At 71.2% G+C, this 1,284-nt stretch carries 1 protein-coding gene; it reads left to right on the top strand.

Features of this window, described 5'->3' with window-relative positions:
* A partial coding sequence (locus AQJ58_RS33960; RefSeq protein ID WP_420712199.1) for an acyl carrier protein occupies positions 1-1,284 on the top strand: 1,284 nt, incomplete at both ends.

Below are 1,284 nucleotides of genomic sequence, written 5' to 3'. Positions count from 1 at the left end.
AGCCGTATGGCACGCGAGGGCATGCAGCCACTCGCCCCCGAACAGGGGATCGGGCTGTTCGACACCGCCCTCGAGATCGGCCCGGCACTCGACAGGGCAGCGGTGCTGCCGATCAACCTCGACCTCGCGGCACTCCGCCGCCGCGGACAGGTTCCCGACCTGCTGCGCTCTCTCGTTCGCACGCCCACACGCCGGGCCGCTGAGGCACAGGCCGCCCTGGGCGGGGCGGGCGATCTCGGCCGACGGGTCAGAGGGCTCGCCGAGGCCGAGCGGGAGAAGTTCCTGCTGGATCTCGTGTGCGGGCAGGCAGCCTCTGTCCTCGGCCACGCGTCGGCAGCCGATCTGGAGGCCGACCAGGCCTTCAAGGCCCTCGGCTTCGACTCCCTGACCTCGGTGGAGCTGCGCAACCGTGTGAGCGCGGCGACCGGCATGAGGCTCCCGGCCACGCTGGTCTTCGACTACCCGACCCCGGTCGCGCTGGCCCGGCACCTCCTGTCCGAACTGTCTGACGGACAGGACGTCGTCGACACGGCGTCGGCACTGCCCGCGCCGACGAGTGTGACCGACGATCCGGTGGTGATCGTCGGGATGGCGTGCCGGTTCCCCGGCGGGGTCGGTTCGCCGGAGGATCTGTGGCGGCTGGTCAGCGAGGGCGGGGACGCCATCGGTGGCTTCCCGACCGACCGTGGCTGGGACCTCGATCGCCTCTATGACCCGGAGCCGGGTACGCCCGGTCGTACCTACGTCCGTGAAGGTGGCTTCCTCTACGACGCCGCCCTGTTCGATTCCTCGCTGTTCGGGATCTCGCCGCGTGAGGCGCTGGCGATGGACCCGCAGCAGCGGTTGCTGCTGGAGACGTCCTGGGAGGTCCTGGAGCGTGCGGGCATCGACCCGGCGACCCTGCGCGGCAGCCGCACCGGCGTCTTCGCCGGAGCGATCACCCAGGACTACGGCTCCTGCATGCGCGCCGGGGAGCACGACTCCGACGGTTATCTGCTGACCGGTTCGACGGGCAGTGTCGCGTCGGGTCGTATCGCGTACACGTTCGGTTTCGAGGGTCCCGCGGTGACGGTGGACACGGCGTGCTCGTCGTCGCTGGTCGCCCTGCATCTGGCGGCGCAGGCGCTGCGCTCGGGTGAGTGCGACCTCGCGCTGGCCGGTGGTGTCACGGTGATGGCGGGGCCGGAGATGTTCGTGGAGTTCTCGCGGCAGCGGGGGCTCGCGGTGGACGGCCGGTGCAAGGCGTTCTCGGACGGCGCGGACGGTACGGCGTGGTCGGAGGGT

The organism is Streptomyces sp. DSM 15324, from assembly GCF_001514285.1.
In the GTDB taxonomy this organism is placed as follows: Bacteria; Actinomycetota; Actinomycetes; order Streptomycetales; family Streptomycetaceae; genus Streptomyces.
The sequence above is the reverse complement of the archived record's forward strand: the minus strand, read 5'-3'. Positions and strand labels throughout refer to the sequence as shown.